This window comes from Streptomyces sp. NBC_01478 (assembly GCF_036227225.1).
In the GTDB taxonomy this organism is placed as follows: domain Bacteria; phylum Actinomycetota; class Actinomycetes; order Streptomycetales; family Streptomycetaceae; genus Streptomyces.
This window is the reverse complement of the sequence record NZ_CP109444.1, coordinates 5,361,373-5,374,531: the sequence shown is the minus strand read 5'-3', so window position 1 is coordinate 5,374,531 and position 13,159 is coordinate 5,361,373. Positions and strand designations below refer to the sequence as shown.

Here is a 13,159-nt window from a genome sequence, read left to right as displayed (position 1 = left end):
CCCGGCTGCCTCGGCACCGGGGCGTCGCTCATGTCACCGACTCCGATGCCGACTCCGGCGCCCCCGCCGTAGCCCCGTGCTTCGGCGCCCGGGCCGTCACCATCAGCCCGGCGACCAGCCCCGCCAGCAGCATCACGGCCAGGGCCCACCAGATGGCGACCGTGTAGCCGTGCACGATGCCCTCGCTCGTGACCAGGGCCTTCTGGGCCGGGTCGTGCAGGTGGGCGGCGATATAGGCCGCGCTGCTGGTGGTGGCGATCGTGTTGAGGAGGGCCGTACCGATCGAACCGCCCACCTGCTGCGCGGTGTTGACGGTCGCGGAGGTCACGCCCGAGTCGCGCGGGGCGACCCCGGCGGTGGCGGTGGCGAACACCGGCATGAAGATCAGGCCCATGCCGAGGCCCATCAGCAGCAGCCCCGGCAGGAGTTCGGTCGCGTAGTCCGATTCGACGGTCAGCCGGGTGAAGAAGGACATGCCGCCCGCCGCGAGGACCGCGCCCGGCACCATCAGGGTGCGCGGCGGCACATGCTGCATCAGCCGGGCCGAGATCTGCGTCGAGCCGATGATGATCGCGACCGTGAGCGGCAGGAAGGCCATGCCGGTCTTCACGGGCGAGTAGCCGAGGATGCCCTGGAGGTAGTAGGTCAGGAACAGGAACATGCCGAACATGCCGATGACGGCGAGGCCCATGGTGAGGAAGCAGCCGGCCCGGTTGCGGTCCTTGACGATGTGCAGGGGGAGGAGCGGGCTCGGCGCCCTCGTCTGCCACCACACGAAGGACACGAGCAGCACCACACCCGCCGCGAACAGGCCGAGCACCAGCGGGTCCGTCCAGCCGCGCGGCTCCGCCTCGCTGAACCCGTAGACGATCGCGACGAGCCCACCGCAGCCCAGCAGCGCACCCGGCACGTCGAGCCGGGCGTCCGTGTGCCCCGGCCGGTCGTGCAGCAGGGCGAACGCGCCGAAGACGGCGATGACCGCGATGGGGATGTTGACGTACAGGCACCAGCGCCAGTTCAGGTACTCGGTGAGCAGCCCGCCCGCGATGAAGCCGATCGCCGAACCGCTGCCCGCGAGCGCGCCGTAGATCCCGAAGGCCTTTCCGCGTTCCTTCGGGTCGGTGAAGGTCGTGGTGAGCAGGGAGAGCGCGGACGGGGCGAGGAGGGCGGCGAAGACGCCCTGGAGGGCGCGGGCGCCGAACAGCATCCCGGAACTCGTGGCCGCGCCGCCGAGCGCGGACGCCCCCGCGAACCCGATCAGCCCGATGACGAACGTCCGCTTGCGCCCCACCAGGTCGGCGATCCGCCCGCCGAGCAGCAGCAGCCCGCCGAAGGCGAGGGTGTACGCGGTGATGACCCACTGCCGGTTGCCGTCCGACATGCCCAGGTCGCGCTGGGCGGAGGGGAGCGCGATGTTCACGATCGTCGCGTCGAGGACGACCATCAACTGCGCGAGAGCGATGATCACGAGCCCCCACCAGCGGCGGGGATCGGGCCCCTCGGCCGTTGTTCCGGTTTCACCTGTTCGGGTGACGCTCATCTGGTCAGAAGACCATGAATCGTCATGAATCGCATCCGCGGCCCCACCGCGCCCGCTCATGGCTCCAGCACCACCTTCCCGGTCGTCCCCCGTGTCTCCAGCGCCCGGTGCGCGTCCGCCGCCCCGGCCAGCGGAAACCGCCGTACGGCAGGCACGAGCCGCCCCGCCGCGGCCTCGGCGAGCGCCCGCAACTCCAGCGTCCGGACCGGACTGGGCCCGCCGGCCTTCCGCATCATCACGGGCCCGAGCACCTGTTCGGACACCCCTTCGAGGGCATACGGCTCCCCGCTCGACCACCCGAAGACGACATGCCGCCCACCGTCCCCGAGCAGCCCGACGGCCTCCCGCGCCACATCGCCTCCCACCCCGTCGAACACGAGGGTCGCGTGCCGCCCGCCCAGCCAGGCCCGGACCTTCCCCGGCCACTCCGGATCCGTGTAGTCGACGGCGAGATCGGCGCCGTTCGCGCGCACGAGGGCGACCTTCTCCGCCCCGCCCGCAAGACCGACGACCGTGGCACCGGCGTGCGTGGCGTACTGCACGAGCAGGGTGCCGAGTCCCCCGGCGGCGGCCGGAACGACGACCAGGGAATCCGTCCCCAGCTCGCCGAACTGCACGATCCCCATCGCCGTACGCCCCGTCCCGATCATCGCGACGGCCTGCGCGAAGTCCAGGTTCGCCGGGATCTCGTGCACCCGGTCGACATCGACCACGGCCAACTCGGCGTACCCGCCCGGCGCGAACCCGAGATGCGCGACCACCCGCTTCCCGAGCCAGAGCCCGGCGACCCCGTCCCCGAGCGACTCGACGACACCGGCGACCTCGCGGCCCGGGACGGTGGGAAGCGCGGGCAGCTCGGGCAACGGACCCCGCTCGCCCTTCCGCAGCACGGTGTCGAGGAGATGGACTCCGGCCGCCGCGACGGCGATACGGACCTGGCCGGGGGCTGGGGAGGGGTCGGCGACGGTTGTTTCGTAGGTGAGGTTCTCGGCCGGGCCGAAGGCGTGCAGTCGTATGGCATGCATGGCCCCACCCTTCAACCTCAAGTGTGCTTGAGGTCAAGCGTCCGCCGGGCCGGCACGAGAGTCCGTGACGCGGGGCCCGGTGCCGCCAGCGCCAGCGACACCGCCGTCAGGGCACTGTTGAAGGACACCTCGGACAGCACACCCGGCGCCGCCACCTGGTCACCCGCGAGATAGACACCGTCCCCGCGATCGACACCGGGCCGGTCCCGCCAACTCCTGCCGGGCAGATCCACCGCTCCGGTACGCCCGCTCGCGACCCCCGCCCGCCACCAGACCACCCGCTCCCGCCAGCCCCGGAACCCCAGGTCGAGCAACTCCTCCGCACGGGCCACACCGTCGGCCTTCGTCTCGTACGGCGCGATCGGGACCTGCGCCTGGAGGAGCTGCTCCCCGGCCGGAGCGAGGGAACGGTCCCGCGCGCTGGACCACTCGACCCACCCCGGCGAGTCGAGATCGGAGACGGCGAAGGGATCGCCCCGGCGCGTGCGGAGCGCCAGATCGAGGAGGGCCGTACGCCCGCTCGTCCACGTCAGCGAGTCGTCGCCGAGGAGGCGGCGGGCGGCGTCGAGGGAGGTGGCGACGACGACGGGCGTGTCCATGGGCAAGGTGTCGACCCGGGACAACGTCTCCACGCGCACGCCCAGTTGCCAGGCCCGCGCGGCCATCCGGTCGACGACGGTCGCCCAGCCACCGCGCGGACGGCGCGCCTCGGCCGGCACCCGGACGGCACGCAGCAGCCGCTCCCGCACGAAGGCGGCGGACAGGGCGCCGGGGTCGTGGTGGAAGAGGACGCCGGCGGCCCGGTGCGCGGCGGCCCGGGCGGCTTCCGCGCCGGCGACACCGGTCGCCCAGGTCATGAAGTCGACGTCCACGGGCGCCTGTTGACGAACACAGCGATGGAGCAGCCGCAGCATCGGCAGGGGCGGCGTCCGGCGCAGGACGCCGTGATGCCGCAGCCGGAACCGGCCCGCGGCGGACACCGGAACCGGCGCGGGCGTCCCGAGCAGCCCGCGCCGCCGCAGCCAGGTCCAGTGCGGGCCGCGGCTGTGGAGGGCGTGCGGACCGTCGTTCGTCCGGTACGGCCCCTCGGCGGTCCGCGCCCGCCCGCCGAGGGTGTGATGGGCCTCGTACACGGTGACCTCGGCGCCCGCCTCGGCCGCGGCGATCGCGGCGGTGAGCCCGGCGAGGCCGCCGCCGATGACGGTGATGCGGTGCATGGGGGTCTCCCTCGCGGGGTGGCGTTCGAGTGGGGGTGCGCCTTTCTCTGATTTCTCTGAGTACGACGGTTCGCGGGGCGGGATTGTGACGTCGGCGGGGTGATGAAGTGCGTCGGTGCAGGTCAGGGGAGCGCCGGGGGGATTGTCAGTGGTGGGGTGCAGGATGGGGTCATGGCGAGGAGAGCGACGGGCGGGACGAGTGGGACGGGCCGGACAGGTGGCGTGAAGGGGGCACGGCGGCCGGAGGTGCGGCTGCCGGCTCTGGAGGCTTACGGCGGCGGGGAGTTGGAGCCGGACGGGGACTACGACGGGCTGCAGTTCCGGGACGAGGACTTCGTCGGGCAGGACGGCGGGGGCGCCCGCTTCATGGACTGCGCACTGACGGACTGCGCGCTGGACGAGACGCGACTGCATCACGCCCGCGTACTGGACTCCGTCCTCACCGGCATACGGGGTGTCGGCACCGACCTCGCGGAGTCGACCCTGCGCGACGTCGAGGTGGTCGACGCCAGGATGGGCGGCGTGCAGCTCCACGGCGCGGTGCTGGAGCGGGTGGTGATCCGCGGCGGCAAGATCGACTACCTGAACCTGCGCAAGGCGAGACTCCGCGACGTCGTCTTCGAGAGCTGCGTCCTCGTCGAACCGGACTTCCTCGACGCCCGTCTGGAGCGCGTCGAGTTCGTGGATTGCGTGCTCAAGGGGGCGGACTTCACGGGGGTGACGCTCACGGACGTCGATCTGCGGGGGGTGGCGGAGCTGGAGATCGCGCGGGGGGTGGAGCGGTTGTCCGGGGCGGTGATCAGCATGGGGCAACTGCTGGATCTGGCACCGGTGTTGGCTGTGCAGATGGGGATTCGGGTGGAGGGATGAGGGGGGTTTTCTGAGGTTGAGGGGGCTGAGGTTGGGGGACTCCCCAGAGGCTCACTTGACCCGGGGAAACCTCGCCTGCAACGTCCAGATCGCCGGGTTCTCCCCCAACTCCTCGTGCAGATCGACAAGGTCGGCGATCAGATCGTGCAGAAAGTCCCGCCCCTCACGCCGAAGCTCGGCGTGGGAGAAGGTCAACGCCTCCTCGTCCCGCCGCATCCAGTCCGCCTCGACATCGACCCACCCGAACCGCCGCTCGAACAGCATCCGGTCGGTCGACTCCGTGAAGTCCAGTTCCGCCCGCTGCGGCCGGGACGCCCGCGACCCCGCCGGGTCCTGGTCGATCCGCTCCACGATGTCGCACAACGCCCACGCGAAGTCGAGCACCGGCACCCATCCCCAGGCCGTGGACACCTCCCGGTCCGCCTTGGTGTCGGCGAGATACACGTCACCGCAGAACAGGTCGTGCCGCAGCGCGTGGACGTCCGCACGCCGGTAGTCGGTCTGCGGGGGGTCGGGGAAGCGGTTGGAGAGGGCATAGCCGATGTCGAGCACGTAGGAGATGGTGTCACGGCCGGCGGGGCCGGAGGGCAGCCGCAGCCCGCGCACCGGCGGCCGCCTCCAGCAGGGCCCAGCCGTCGACCTCCACGTCCCGGGACGCGCCCGCCCCCGGCAGCCACCCCCGCTCCAGCGCCGCGTCGAGCAGGGCGCGGACGGCGCCGGGTTCATGCAGATTGAGGGAGGCGCCATGGACGTAGCCGACGTCCCCGGAGCCCAAGGGCGCCCCGCCCGGGACGTACCGCCCGGGCCCCGCGACGAAGACGATGCGCAGCGCCCCGCCGCTGCCGGCCGACTGGGGACGCAGGCTGAGGGTGTGGACGCAGCCCACGGCTCGCCCGCCGTCGCCGATGGGGTCCGTCACGGAGTGACGGTGACTGTGGCGCAGGCTCCACAGATACGTATGTCCGTCGGCGACCAGTCGGCGGGGCTTCTTGGCAGAACGGGGCACGCACCCGAGCGTACGAGGGCCGCCGAACCTCGGGACGGCGAGCCCCCGGCTCATAAGATCGCGCCCATGCCCAGATCTGTACGGCCCCTCCCCACGGTCACCGCCTGCGCACTCGCCCTCCTCCTGACGGCGTGCAGCGGGACGGCAGGCGTACAGGGCACCGCCGGCAGCGCGGGCGTACACGACCCGTACTTCCCGAAGGCGGGCAACGGCGGCTACGACGTGACCCACTACGACCTGACCCTCGCCTACACCCCCACTACCCACGCGCTGACCGCCACGACGACGATCACGGCCCGGGCCACCACCCGCCTGTCCGCCTTCGACCTGGACCTCAAGGGCATGAAGGTCAACTCGCTGACGGTGGAGGGCAAGAAGGCCTCCTGGACCCGCACCGGCCAGGAAGTGACGGTCCACCCACCCGCCACCCTCCCCCAGGGCAAGACGTTCAGGACGACGGTCGACTACTCCGGCACCCCCGAGACGATCACCGACCCCGACGGCTCGGAGGAGGGCTGGCTGCGCACGGCGGACGGCGCCCTGGCCCTCGGCGAACCGACCGGCGCGATGGCGTGGTTCCCGAGCGACAACCACCCCTCCGACAAGGCGACGTACGCCATCACGATCACCGTGCCGAAGGGCCTCCAGGCGGTCTCCAACGGCGAGTTGAGGACGGAGACGACCACGGCCGACGGCCGTACGACGTACACCTGGCGCACCACACACCCCATGGCGACATACCTGGCCGCGGTCGCGATCGGCCACTACGACATCACCCGCACCACCACGAGGAACGGCCTCCCCGTGTACACGGCGGTGGACCCGCACGAGGCGGAGGCGAGCCGCAAGGTACTGGCTCGGCTCCCCGAGATCATGGAGTGGGAGGAGTACAACTTCGGCCCGTACCCCTTCTCCTCCACCGGCGCGATCGTCGACCGCCGCGGCGACGCGGGCTACGCCCTGGAGACCCAGAACCGCCCGTTCTTCCCCGGTGCCCCCGACACCGCCACCCTCGTCCACGAACTCGCCCACCAGTGGTACGGCGACTCCGTCACCCCGAAGACCTGGCGCGACATGTGGCTCAACGAGGGCTTCGCGACCTACGCGGAGTGGCTCTGGTTCGAGGACCACGACGGCGACACCGCCCAGCAGACCTTCGACGCGCTCTACCAGGGCGACCACGACGAGATCTGGGCCTTCCCACCGGCCCGCCCCACCTCCGCCGCCCACATCTCCGACAGCCCCGTCTACGAACGCGGCGCGATGGTCCTCCACAAGATCCGCCGCACGGTCGGCGACGCGCGCTTCTACGACATCGTCCAGGGCTGGGCAGCCGCACACCGCCACGGCAACGCGAACACGGCGGACTTCACGGCGTACGTGGAACGGATGGCGCCGGGACGGGACTTCAGCGGAATCTGGAAGGACTGGCTGTACGGGGACGGGAAGCCGGCGCGTCCCTGACCGGGCCGCCTTTCCCGATCTCCCGTTCCCGATCCGTCAGCTCTGCTGCTCGAACGCGTCGAGCAGCAGAGCGAGTTCGGCCGGCCACACGGTCTCCGTCGTCCCGCGCAGCTCCTCCCGTGTCCACCACCGCCAGCCGAGGATGCCGTCCGTGGCGTGGGCGGCGGCGAGGTGGGCGCCGGTGGGTTCGCGATGGGGGCCGTGGGTGACATAGACGCGTTCGTGTTGGTGCACCGGCGTGCCGGAGAAGGCGAAGTCGACCTCCCTGGTGTGCAGCAGGGGTCCGGGCTCCAGGTCGGTCCAGCCGGTCTCCTCGTGCAGTTCCCGCAGGGCGCCCTCGCGCGGGGTCTCGTCCCCTTCCAGGCCACCGCCGGGCAGGGCCCAGAAGGTGCCGGTCCCGGCATCGTCGTAGCGGAAGAGGAGGACGGAGCCGGCCGGGTCGAGTACGGCGACGCGGGCGGAGTGGCGGACCTTGCGGAGCAGCTTGCGCAACACGGCGCAGGGGCGGCCGAGTTGGCGGTCCGGGCGGTGGTCGATGACGGCGTAGCCGAGGGCGGTCCAGAAGGCGAGGGCGTCGGGGTTGTTGTCGAGTACGGCCAGGCGTACGGCGGTTCGGCCGGCCTCGCGGAAGCGGTCCTCGACGAGGGACGCCAACTGCCGTCCCTGCCCCCGCTGTTGCTGCGCGGCGTCGATCATCAGCAGGCCGATCCAGGGGTCGTCGTCCTCCGGGTCGGGATGCGCCCCGAGGGTGATCGCGATCCCGACGAGCCGCCCGGCACTGCGCGCGAGCAGCACCTCCACGTCCGGGTCGGCCAACTCGTCGGCCAACGCGGTCGCCACCTGCTCGGGCCGGATGTCCGCCGGGTCGGGGAAGTCGCCGCTGAGCGCGTGGAACGCGTGGTTGGAGGCGTAGAGGGCGGTGAGTTCGGTGAGGAGTTCGCCGGGGAGTGCGCCGGCCTCGGTCGGCGTGAGCGGTTCGAGGAACATGGGGGCACGCTAGTGCTGCGCGGATCCCGTGCGAGGCGACACCTGTGTGATCCATACTCTGTGTCGGCGCTTCGGGGAGGGCATGTCCATGCGGCACAGGTGTGGGGTCGGCACGGTCAGGCGAGCAGCGGCCGTCGTCGTCGTGGCTGTCGTGGCGGTCCTGATGAGCGGCTGTTCGTCGGGCGAATCGGCGCAGGACAAGGCGTGGCAGGAGGAGTACTGCGACAAGCTGGGGTCCTGGCAGGATGAGGTGCGCGCCAAGTCGGCCAACACGGAATCGGCGGGGGAAGCGGTTCTCTACGCTGCGAAGAAGTTGGACAAGGCAGGCCTGGAACACGGCGGCACCCGCATCCTCGACGACACCGTCAACGCGATCGGCGGCGACATCGGGGCCGAGGGGCGGGCGGTGTCCTACTGCGACAGCGCGGGTTTCGAGACCTCGGTGGATTCGGTCGGCTGATGCCGTGACCTCATAGGCCGATCCTCGCCGAGTTCGAACCAGATCCGTTTGCCGGGGATCCCGTGTGCGGTGGCGCCGTGCTGCACACCCCAGTCCTGGGCGAGTCCGGTGAGCAGAAGCAGACCTCGGCCGTTCTCGTCGTACGCGTCGCCGGGTTTCTGGTGGGGGCCGGCGTCGAGGGCGTCGTCATGGACCGAGACACGTAACCGGTCGTGGCGCAGGACGACTTCGAGGCGTACGGCCAGGGAGTCGGTGTGGAGATCGACGTTCGTGACGATCTCGGAGACCAGGAGTCTGGCGGTGTCGACGTGGTGCGGGCGGCCGGTGACCTGGAGGAGGAGGGCGACGAGGTCTCGGCAGGTCTTGGGGCTGGTGGGGGAGTTGGGGGTGCGGAGGCGGTAGATCTGTGGGGAGGTGTGGGGCGGGGTCCATGTGGGGGCTCCTTCTTGTTCGCTCGTGCCGGTACGGGGCGTTCGCGACGCACACCTCCATGGCTCGGCCGGGCCAATTGGCGTGGCTGCACTGAGCACCTTCCAACCTGCCCAGGGTGACTCGGAGTTGGACGGGCCTGCGGAACGTCGAAGCTCCTGGTAGACGAGTTGTCGACCAAGATCAACCGTCGTTCCAGGAGCTCCGTGTGCTTGTCTGTCCGTCGGCCATCGATCTGTCCACCGTGCACCTCCGTCACCTGAGTCGGGTGCTGGCGGTGCGACGTCGGGAGACAGGCAGTCGGTGGCGGAGGCTGACTCCCCGACGCCAGGCCCTGCTCGCCCTGGCCCATCTGCGGTGTGGCGACACGTATGCGCAGCTCGCGGCCGGGTTCGGCATCGGGATTGCCGCGGTGTACCGCTACGTCCGCGAGGCGATCGACGTTCTGGCCGCGCTTGCACCCACGCTCAACGAGGCAATGGTGATGGCCCGTTCGAAGGCGTACGTGATCCTGGACGGCACCGTGCTGCCGATCAACCGGATCGCCGCCGACCGGCCCTACTACTCCGGTAAGAAGCGGCATCACGGTATGAACGTTCAGGTGCTGACCGATCCGCTCGGACGGCTGCTGTGGGCATCGCCCGCACTGCCCGGCGCGACACATGACCTGACGGCGGCACGCGAGCACGGAATCATTGACGCCCTTGCCGAGGCCGGCCTCAAGTGCTGGGCCGATAAGGCGTATCAGGGCGCGGCTGGGAACGTTCGAGTCCCGTTCAAGGGGCGACGCCTCAAGCGGTGGCAACGACGCCACAACACCACCCACGCCAAGATCCGCTGCGTCGGTGAGCAGGCCATGGCCACGCTCAAGAGCTGGCGTCTGCTGCGGAAGGTGCGCTGCAGCACCAACCGCATCACCGCGATCGTCAAGGCCGTGCTCACTCTGCACCTCGCAGCCGCGTCAGGATGAAAACACCTCACTGAGGGGTGCGTGACCCTGGCCCGGATCGATGAGGGCATCTGGGCGTTGGGCGACAGCAAGCGGCCGGGCGCGGAGCCGTTGCGGTTCACCACGGGGGAGTTGGACGCGGCCGGGATCGATCCGGCGCGGTTCGGACTGGAGGTCTGATCCTCCGGGCTCTCCGACCGGTCCCGGCCCGCCTCTCCACAAGGCCGGGACCGGTCACTCCCGCCATCGCCGACACCGAACAGGGAACGACAGGTGCACCACCACGCCTATCTGTGGACCGGCCCCAAGCAGCGCTTCGACCAGGAAGCCCTACGTCGGCCCCCGCATCCGGAGCCGCCCCCTACCGGAAGCAGACCCGAGCTGATCCAGCGCTACCGTGAGGTGGCCGCGGAGTTCCCCACCTCCGATCTACCGCCCTGGAAACGGCGTACTGGCTCATCAAGCCCCGTCCCCTCGTGTGGGGCACATGGGGTGAGGCGAAGGAGGCGGCGGCCTGGCTCGGCGAGCAAATCACCCGGCACGCACCCCGGTTCGCCGCCGACGCGGAGCGGGACATCGCCCGCCTCGCGCGGCTCGTCGACTCCGCGGCGGAGCACCTGGCGGCGGGGACCGATGTGTCGTACGGCCTCTACCTCGAACGCCCTTCGTACCTGTCCATCGCCCTCGTCACCTGTTCCCCGAACGCTGCGGCGCCTCAACTGCCTTGCCCTGTGGGGGAGTAGCCTCGCTGCCCTTCCCGGTTCCACCGGAGTCGACAGTGCGGGGCAGCCGAGCACCGCGAGGGACGCACCTGGATGCGGGGGCCCGCTCGGCGAACTCCTCGGAACCTTCAGCGTGTTGTAGGTGACCGTGCGTACGTCTCGGTCCGGCCTTCAGCCGCCGACGGGGCCGGTGTAGGTGCCGGGATGCGTGGCGCCGTCCTGGAGCAGGACGCTGCCGCCGGGCCAGGCCAGGGAAGCCGAGGTGGTCTCGTTCGGCGGGGTGACGACGACGGAGGTGGCCTTGAACTCGGTGCCGCTGCCCTGGGTCCACGGCAGGAAGCTGATGGTGAACGTCGCGCTGCTGCCGGCGGCCAGGGTGACCTTCTTGGGCGTCGTACTGCTGCGGGTCAGTGACCAGTTGCCCCCGGAGGACTTCAGGTCGACCCCGGGGAAGCCCTGGATGGTGCACGCGGCGGACGTCTTGTTCTTCAGCACCACGGCCAGGTGCTGCTGGTCGTCCGAGCTGCTGACCTTGCCGTCACCGGAGCCGAACGAGAAGTCCAGCCCAGCGGTGTGGCAGCGGCCGGTGCTGGAGCCGCTGCCGTCACTGCTGCCGGTGCCCGTACCGCCACCGGTGCTGCTGCCGCTTCCACCGGTGCTGCTGCCCGCGTCCTTGGTGTCACCCGCGTTCTCCGCCGGGGCGCCGTCGGCCGCAGTGGCCGAGGACGTCGGTGCGGACGACTGGTCGCCTGCGGTGTCGTTGCCACTGCCGTTGCCGCAGGCGGTGAGCGCCAGGGCGAGCGCGGATGTGGCGGCGAGGGCGGTGGCAGCGTGGAGCAGACGCATCGTGGTGCTTCTCCGTTGGATAAGGGGCGCTGACGCGCGCCGTGTTGATCACCACAGTAGGAGTGAGTTCTCAACAGACCTGTAACCGAGGTGTTCTGGCGTTGCATCAGGATCCAGGGCCGTGGCTCAGCCGATGTCGAGGGCCACCTCGCACGGCATCGGCGCGGCCCGGACGTGAGACCAACCGCCGCTCAGCGGGCGGGACTTGAGACCGCCCCCCGCTCAGTGGGCGCGCTCAGTGCGCGTGGACCGACCCCCAGGCGAAGTTCTGCCCGAACCCGGTGCCCGAACCGCCCGTGTACACCTGGTCCGTGGCGTAGTACGTCGCCTTCACGTCCGCGTTCGAGTTGATCGCCGTCTTGGTCATCCCGGAGCCCCAGGTGCTCCAGATCACCCACGGGCTGCGGGTCAGCGCGTTCGAACCGGCCGCCGTGATCGGCATGTTGTACGTCTCCGCGAGCACCCGCGGCTTCGCGTAGTCGACCAGCCCCGTGTAATACACGTGCGTGAGGTCCGAGGCGGACGGGCTGTAGTCGTCGACGCCGACGACGTCGACGAGGTCGGCCCCGGGGTAGTAGTCCCACGGCACGTCGTCGCCCTGCGGGTCCCACGCCCCGGGCGACCAGACGAAGATCAGGTTGTGCAGGCCCTTCGTCGTCACCAGGTAGTCGTACGTGATCCGCCACAGCTTCTTGTACGACGCCGGGGTCTTGCCGCCCCACCAGAACCAGTCGCCGTTCATCTCGTGGTACGGCCGCAGGAGCACGGGGATGTCCCATGCGGCGAAGTACGAGAGCGTGGCCGCCAGGAAGGACAGGTCCGCGAGGAGCGTCCGGTACTCGTCGGTGTCCGACTCCCAGTCGAGGACGCGGTCGAACCACGCCTGGTCGGTGGTGAGCGTCGCCAACGGGTAGGACGCGTCACCGCCCGGGTGCTCGCCCGTGACCTGGGTGAGGACCCGGCTCCAGGACTTCACCGCGGAACCGGGGTACGGCTGGTGGAAGCTCATGCCCACGATCCCGGAAGCGGCGCCGCCGTTGGCGAGGGACGCGGTGGTCCCGTCGAGCCGGACCATGGTGCCGTCGGGGTTGTAGCTGCCGTCCGCCGTGCGCGGCAGGCCCTTCCACACCCCGAAGGCGAGGTCGACGGCGTCGTCGTTGTACTGCCAGGACCGCACCCCCGTCGGCAGCCCCAACGGCCGGTTGTAGGACCGGTCCCCGTACCTCCCCCAGCCGGTCGCGCCGTACCCGGGCCCGAGGTCGATCTCGACGAAGCCGGACAGCTTGCCCGTGATGTCCGCGGCCTTCTTGTAGTAGTAGCCCGAGAACGTCGTGCCGCCCGTGTCCCCGTAACTCGCGTTGTACAACTCCTGCTGGGTCTCGACGTGTTGCCCGATGACCGTCATCGGATGCGTTCCGGAGCGCGCCGCGTTCTCCAGCGACACCAGGAAGGCGTAGACCTTCTGCGCGTTCGCCGACGCCGACGGGTCCCGGCCCGTCAGCGTCGGCGCTATGAGCGGTGTGGCCGCGCGTGCCACTCCCGGTACGGCGGACGCGGCGACGGTGGCGCCGAGAGCGGTGACGAACGTACGTCTTCGCAAGACTCAACCTCCAGGCGGGAAACGGATCTTCGCCAGATTAGAGT

13 protein-coding genes and 2 pseudogenes are annotated in these 13,159 nt (G+C 70.7%); 6 read left to right on the top strand and 9 right to left on the bottom strand.

The window, feature by feature from the left end; translation table 11 throughout:
• Positions 1–28 precede the first annotated feature (28 nt).
• Genes OG223_RS24065 through OG223_RS24055 form a run of 3 tightly spaced genes read right to left on the bottom strand, consistent with a single transcriptional unit; the run spans position 29 to position 3,782 of the window.
• On the bottom strand, positions 29–1,540 hold the full coding sequence (locus OG223_RS24065; RefSeq protein WP_329252282.1) for an MFS transporter: 1,512 nt from the start codon (positions 1,538–1,540) through the stop codon (positions 29–31).
• 56 nt (positions 1,541–1,596) lie between these two features.
• Complete coding sequence (locus OG223_RS24060; protein WP_329252279.1) at positions 1,597–2,565, bottom strand: zinc-binding dehydrogenase; 969 nt, start codon at positions 2,563–2,565, stop codon at positions 1,597–1,599.
• A 17-nt stretch (positions 2,566–2,582) separates the two neighbouring features.
• On the bottom strand, positions 2,583–3,782 hold the full coding sequence (locus tag OG223_RS24055) for an NAD(P)-binding protein (RefSeq protein WP_329252276.1): 1,200 nt from the start codon (positions 3,780–3,782) through the stop codon (positions 2,583–2,585).
• Positions 3,783–3,953: 171 nt separating this feature from the next.
• Between OG223_RS24055 and OG223_RS24050 the strand changes: the two genes are divergently transcribed.
• Positions 3,954–4,652, top strand: coding sequence for a pentapeptide repeat-containing protein (locus OG223_RS24050; RefSeq protein ID WP_329252273.1), 699 nt, complete (start codon positions 3,954–3,956; stop codon positions 4,650–4,652).
• 51 nt (positions 4,653–4,703) lie between these two features.
• On the opposite strand, the gene OG223_RS24045 is transcribed toward OG223_RS24050, so the two are convergent.
• The gene (locus tag OG223_RS24045; protein ID WP_329265440.1) at positions 4,704–5,204 is read right to left on the bottom strand and encodes a hypothetical protein; all 501 of its coding nucleotides are present in this window, start codon (positions 5,202–5,204) and stop codon (positions 4,704–4,706) included.
• A gap of 13 nt (positions 5,205–5,217) precedes the next feature.
• Entirely contained in the window at positions 5,218–5,658 is a 441-nt protein-coding gene (locus OG223_RS24040) for a hypothetical protein (RefSeq protein ID WP_329252271.1), read from the bottom strand.
• Positions 5,659–5,724: 66 nt separating this feature from the next.
• Here OG223_RS24040 and OG223_RS24035 point away from each other — a divergent pair, with 66 nt between their 5' ends.
• Complete coding sequence (locus OG223_RS24035; protein ID WP_329252269.1) at positions 5,725–7,122, top strand: M1 family metallopeptidase; 1,398 nt, start codon at positions 5,725–5,727, stop codon at positions 7,120–7,122.
• A gap of 36 nt (positions 7,123–7,158) precedes the next feature.
• Here OG223_RS24035 and OG223_RS24030 read toward each other — a convergent pair whose 3' ends face one another.
• A complete protein-coding gene (locus tag OG223_RS24030) occupies positions 7,159–8,109 on the bottom strand; it encodes a GNAT family N-acetyltransferase (protein ID WP_329252266.1) in 951 nt (316 codons plus the stop codon).
• 88 nt (positions 8,110–8,197) lie between these two features.
• On the opposite strand from OG223_RS24030, the gene OG223_RS24025 reads away from it, so the two are divergent.
• A complete protein-coding gene (locus OG223_RS24025; RefSeq protein WP_329252262.1) occupies positions 8,198–8,569 on the top strand; it encodes a hypothetical protein in 372 nt (123 codons plus the stop codon).
• Here the strand turns inward: OG223_RS24025 and OG223_RS24020 are convergent.
• Entirely contained in the window at positions 8,521–9,099 is a 579-nt protein-coding gene (locus OG223_RS24020) for an ATP-binding protein (protein ID WP_329252258.1), read from the bottom strand. The genes OG223_RS24025 and OG223_RS24020 overlap by 49 nt on opposite strands.
• A 107-nt stretch (positions 9,100–9,206) precedes the next feature.
• On the opposite strand from OG223_RS24020, the gene OG223_RS24015 reads away from it, so the two are divergent.
• From OG223_RS24015 to OG223_RS24005, 3 genes and pseudogenes are all read left to right on the top strand, one after another.
• Complete coding sequence (locus OG223_RS24015) at positions 9,207–9,968, top strand: transposase family protein (protein ID WP_329252255.1); 762 nt, start codon at positions 9,207–9,209, stop codon at positions 9,966–9,968.
• A 9-nt stretch (positions 9,969–9,977) separates the two neighbouring features.
• Positions 9,978–10,127 (top strand): annotated as a pseudogene (locus tag OG223_RS24010) (DUF397 domain-containing protein); the annotation flags it as partial.
• Between the two features lie 93 nt (positions 10,128–10,220).
• Positions 10,221–10,690 (top strand): annotated as a pseudogene (locus tag OG223_RS24005) (hypothetical protein).
• A 150-nt stretch (positions 10,691–10,840) separates the two neighbouring features.
• Here the strand turns inward: OG223_RS24005 and OG223_RS24000 are convergent.
• Both OG223_RS24000 and OG223_RS23995 read right to left on the bottom strand, forming a co-directional pair.
• Positions 10,841–11,515, bottom strand: a complete 675-nt coding sequence (locus tag OG223_RS24000) for a DUF4232 domain-containing protein (protein ID WP_329252253.1) — start codon at positions 11,513–11,515, stop codon at positions 10,841–10,843.
• Positions 11,516–11,750: 235 nt separating this feature from the next.
• The gene (locus OG223_RS23995) at positions 11,751–13,115 is read right to left on the bottom strand and encodes a glycoside hydrolase family 26 protein (protein WP_329252250.1); all 1,365 of its coding nucleotides are present in this window, start codon (positions 13,113–13,115) and stop codon (positions 11,751–11,753) included.
• Between the last annotated feature and the right edge of the window lie 44 nt (positions 13,116–13,159).

What these genes read in the sequence shown, in the direction of transcription:
- OG223_RS24065 (WP_329252282.1), bottom strand. Translation starts at nt 1,540, where the DNA reads ATGAGCGTCACCCGAACAGGTGAAACCGGAACAACGGCCGAGGGGCCC.
- OG223_RS24060 (WP_329252279.1), bottom strand. Translation starts at nt 2,565, where the DNA reads ATGCATGCCATACGACTGCACGCCTTCGGCCCGGCCGAGAACCTCACC.
- OG223_RS24055 (WP_329252276.1), bottom strand. Translation starts at nt 3,782, where the DNA reads ATGCACCGCATCACCGTCATCGGCGGCGGCCTCGCCGGGCTCACCGCC.
- OG223_RS24050 (WP_329252273.1), top strand. Translation starts at nt 3,954, where the DNA reads ATGGCGAGGAGAGCGACGGGCGGGACGAGTGGGACGGGCCGGACAGGT.
- OG223_RS24035 (WP_329252269.1), top strand. Translation starts at nt 5,725, where the DNA reads ATGCCCAGATCTGTACGGCCCCTCCCCACGGTCACCGCCTGCGCACTC.
- OG223_RS24030 (WP_329252266.1), bottom strand. Translation starts at nt 8,109, where the DNA reads ATGTTCCTCGAACCGCTCACGCCGACCGAGGCCGGCGCACTCCCCGGC.
- OG223_RS24025 (WP_329252262.1), top strand. Translation starts at nt 8,198, where the DNA reads ATGCGGCACAGGTGTGGGGTCGGCACGGTCAGGCGAGCAGCGGCCGTC.
- OG223_RS24000 (WP_329252253.1), bottom strand. Translation starts at nt 11,515, where the DNA reads ATGCGTCTGCTCCACGCTGCCACCGCCCTCGCCGCCACATCCGCGCTC.